Genomic DNA, 3,499 nt, shown 5'->3' on the forward strand with positions numbered 1-3,499 from the left:
CTCTTTTGCTCGGGAAGGGTCTCTTCCGTCTCCTCAGGACGTTTGGTTTTCTTATCCATCGGATCCCCCTTTCACAAAATTTGCTTCATTATACTCAATTGAGCTCATCTTTGTCAAGCATATATACACTATTTTTACATATGTTTATTTAGTCATTATGACTAAACTTATCTTATCGCCTTCTATCATATCCAAATATAGGAAAACAGACAAAGCAGATCCGAGAATATGCGCGAGGGTATTTGCCAGGGAGAGCTGACCGTTGAAAATTGCTATAGGCTACAAATAGAAATATTGGGTGGATTGAATCGTACGTGGGGAAATAATGGAGAAAAGCTCCCCGAAAGGGGAAGTCTACGGGGCGGGAATCAGTTGCGGATGCCCAGAGCCTCTTTGATAGCGGTGTAACGCTCGAAGTTTTTATTACGCAGATAGCGCATCAGTCTCCGGCGCTGACCGACCAGCTTCAAAAGTCCCAGGCGGGAAGAGTGATCTTTTTTGTTGGTTTTGAGGTGATCGGTCAGATATTTGATCCGCTCTGTCAGCAGTGCGATCTGTACCTCCGGAGAACCGGTATCGTTCTCTCCGCGTCCGTATTTAGCGATGATTTCCTGTTTCTTCGCCGAATCCAAAGCCATAATGACCTCCTGATTGGTATAAATTTTTTCTTTTGAAAGGTGAAATGATAGCAAAAGAAGCTGAGACGGATATGAAAGCTTCCCGGGGTTTCAACTTTACATATATTGTAAATTAGAGTAAAATACTCCTAATTGAAATGAAGGGTATCGAATTCCATGTTGTTGACTCGTGCCAGTGAATATGCGTTGCTTTCCCTCGACAAAATCCGAAAATCCGACCGTCCCGTCGGTTCGGAACAGTTGGCCAGGGAGCTCTGTATCCCCAAAAGCTTTCTCGCCAAGATCCTCCACAACCTAGCCAAACAGGAGATTCTTGAATCCCACCGCGGGGCCCAGGGAGGTTTCACCATCAAAAGTGACCTCAACCGGATCTCTGTCTACGACATTATCCTAGCGGCAGAGGGAAAGAGCCCGGCGGTCTTCGACTGTACCCAGTACAGTGACAACTGTCCCAACGGGACCATCGGTAGCTGCGCCATCTCCCCCTTTCTCGCCACTTTCCAGGGGAAGATCGATACCTTCCTGAACGAACTGACACTCGATCAGCTCTTTCTCCACTGAGGCCCCTATGCGTGTACATCATCTCTCTCACATCGACCTGGACGGTTACGGCTGTCAATACCTGAGCAGCCGGGCCTTTGACGATCTGCAGTGCTACAACGCCAACTACGGTCCTGAAGTGACCGCCCGCCTGGAGGAGATCCTCACCCGGATCCGTCAAGAACGCCAGGAAAAGCCGGAGCGGGAGATCCTGATCCTGATCACCGATCTCAACCTCACCACCAAAGAGTGCAGCTGGCTGGAAAAAGAGGCACTGGAAGCGGGAGCCAAGCTTCAGTTGCTGGACCATCACGGCACCGGTGCGACCGCTGCCGAACGCTTCGCCTGGTATTTTCTCGACACCTCCCGGAGTGCCACCCGGATCACCTACGACTGGCTGCGGGAACATTTCGCCTTCGATCCGGAAGGCCGCCACGAAGCGATCGTCGAAGCGATCAACGCTATCGATATCTGGCGAGATGAGAGCCCCTACTTTGACTACGGCCGAGTCCTGCTGGGAATGATCAGCGGGGCCAGAGAGATCAACCGGATCCTCTTCCCGGACGAGGATCGCGCCTACAAGCTCCGGCTCATCGACACGGCAGCCAAGATCCTGGAAGAGACCCCGCTGGCCGAAGCCCCCATCGTCCTGGATGATGCCCTCCACGGCAACAAAAAGGCCTTTTTCCTCCTGGAGAAGAACGATACCAAAGACAACCTGGTCGCCGACTATGTCACTCGGCTTCTCGGACGGGAAAAAGAGCGCCTCACGATCCACTACAAGGGGTACAAAGGAATTTTGGGATACAACGTGGGCAACGCCTCGCTCATCGGCAACGCTTTCCTGCTGGCCAATCCGGACTACGACTTCTACATGGATGTCAACTCCCGGGGCAATTTCAGCCTTCGGAGTAACGACAAACTGGATGTCTCCGCCATGGCCGCCGAGATCGGAAACGGCGGGGGTCACCCCAATGCCAGCGGCGGCAAAATCGAAAACTACAAAGACTCTTTTGTCTACAGCGACCTGAGGGAGGCGATCCAGCGCTACATCGACGAAAAGAGCACTCACCCCTCCTCCTAGACCCGCTGGCCCGCCACCCGGAGCAGCACCTCCTCTTCCGTCAACGTTCCGTCCCTCTCTGCCGCCGCTTCCAGCGTCTCCACGAGCATCTTCGAAAGGGCGTGATGTTCCTCTCCGTCCAGGAGGAGTGCCCGACCCGACAGAATCTTTTCCGTCCATTCCCGCAGCTGCGTTTTGGGCACCATATGGTGCCGATACACAACCTGCGCCTCTTCCAGGCGGATTGCCCTTTTCCGGAACTGTCGGCGCCACTGTTCCGCTTCGCAGTATTCCGCTTTTTCGATCTTCCCTTCCAGGCCCAGACGTGAGACAGAAGACTCCACAGCCCGCTGCGTCGATTCCAGATGCCCGGGAAGCGGTAGCTCCAGCAGCAACCGTCCGCCGGGACGAAGCGCCTGGAGGATTCCCTCCACCGCCCGGTCCGGCTCGAAAAGGCGATAGGAGGCATCGGGAAGAATCACCCCGTCGAAACGCTCCCGGTCCCAGAGATACTCCGCATGAGCCAGCACCGCTCTAAGCCCTGCTTTGCGTGCTTGTGCCGCCTCCTTCTCCCGCTGACAGAGAATCAGAAGATCGACCCCTTTCCCCATCCAGGCAAGAGAATCACGCCCCTCGTCGTATCCCAGCATCAGAATCTGCTCCCCCGCTTCCGGCGCGAGTCGCTGGGCCAGTGTGAGGCTTCGGCGGATCGGGAGAGAAGAGGAAAAGCCGGGAGCAATAAAATCCAGGAGATTTTTGGGCATACAGGATGCTCCTAGACCCGGACCCGGTCTTCCAGGGCCCGGGAGAGAGAAAGCAGGTCGATATTGTCCAGCTCTACCCCGGTGGGAACCCCCTGGGCAATCTTGGTAAAGACCAGAGAGCGATCACTCAGCCGGTCCTCGATGAAGAGAATCATCGTGTCGGTGGCGATGCCCGGAGGAAAAGCGAAGATCACCTCCTCCACCCCTTCGACGATCTCATGCAGATGGCTCTCGTCCAGATCCTCGATGGAGGAGAGAATGTAGTAGAGCCCCTCGTACTGCCCCGACTCTTCGATGGTGAAGATATCCTTGGCGCTCTGGACGATACAGAGTTTGCTCCGGTCCCGGCCTGCATCACTGCAGATCCCGCAGAGCTCATCCTCGCAGATGGCATGGCAGCGCCGGCAGGTCCCCAGTGTCGTGACCGCATCCTCGATGGCCTGGGCCAGCTTCAACCCGCTGAACCCCTCCTCCGTCACCAGATGGTAGGCCAG

5 protein-coding genes are annotated in these 3,499 nt (G+C 55.1%); 2 read left to right on the plus strand and 3 right to left on the minus strand.

All coding sequences use genetic code 11. The annotated features are described in order from the left end of the window. Positions 1 to 368: 368 nt before the first annotated feature. On the minus strand, positions 369 to 638 hold the full coding sequence (gene rpsO / locus F8I07_RS00890; RefSeq protein ID WP_292654505.1) for a 30S ribosomal protein S15: 270 nt from the start codon (positions 636 to 638) through the stop codon (positions 369 to 371). Between the two features lie 156 nt (positions 639 to 794). Between rpsO and F8I07_RS00895 the strand changes: the two genes are divergently transcribed. Together F8I07_RS00895 and F8I07_RS00900 are read left to right on the plus strand one after the other, a co-directional pair. Continuing rightward, complete coding sequence (locus F8I07_RS00895; RefSeq protein ID WP_292654508.1) at positions 795 to 1,199, plus strand: Rrf2 family transcriptional regulator; 405 nt, start codon at positions 795 to 797, stop codon at positions 1,197 to 1,199. Positions 1,200 to 1,206: 7 nt separating this feature from the next. Beyond that, complete coding sequence (locus F8I07_RS00900) at positions 1,207 to 2,262, plus strand: DHHA1 domain-containing protein (protein WP_292654511.1); 1,056 nt, start codon at positions 1,207 to 1,209, stop codon at positions 2,260 to 2,262. Here the strand turns inward: F8I07_RS00900 and F8I07_RS00905 are convergent. Together F8I07_RS00905 and F8I07_RS00910 are read right to left on the minus strand one after the other, a co-directional pair. Next, entirely contained in the window at positions 2,259 to 3,005 is a 747-nt protein-coding gene (locus tag F8I07_RS00905) for a hypothetical protein (RefSeq protein ID WP_292654514.1), read from the minus strand. The genes F8I07_RS00900 and F8I07_RS00905 overlap by 4 nt on opposite strands. A gap of 11 nt (positions 3,006 to 3,016) precedes the next feature. Then, positions 3,017 to 3,499, minus strand: a 483-nt coding sequence (locus F8I07_RS00910; protein ID WP_292654517.1) for a recombination protein RecR, incomplete at its 5' end; no start/stop codon positions are given.

It is taken from the genome of Nitratifractor sp. (assembly GCF_015487065.1).
Taxonomy (GTDB): Bacteria; Campylobacterota; Campylobacteria; order Campylobacterales; family Sulfurovaceae; genus Nitratifractor.

Coding starts and splice junctions, on each gene's coding strand:
- rpsO (WP_292654505.1), bottom strand. CDS start 638: ATGGCTTTGGATTCGGCGAAGAAACAGGAAATCATCGCTAAATACGGA.
- F8I07_RS00895 (WP_292654508.1), top strand. CDS start 795: ATGTTGTTGACTCGTGCCAGTGAATATGCGTTGCTTTCCCTCGACAAA.
- F8I07_RS00900 (WP_292654511.1), top strand. CDS start 1,207: ATGCGTGTACATCATCTCTCTCACATCGACCTGGACGGTTACGGCTGT.
- F8I07_RS00905 (WP_292654514.1), bottom strand. CDS start 3,005: ATGCCCAAAAATCTCCTGGATTTTATTGCTCCCGGCTTTTCCTCTTCT.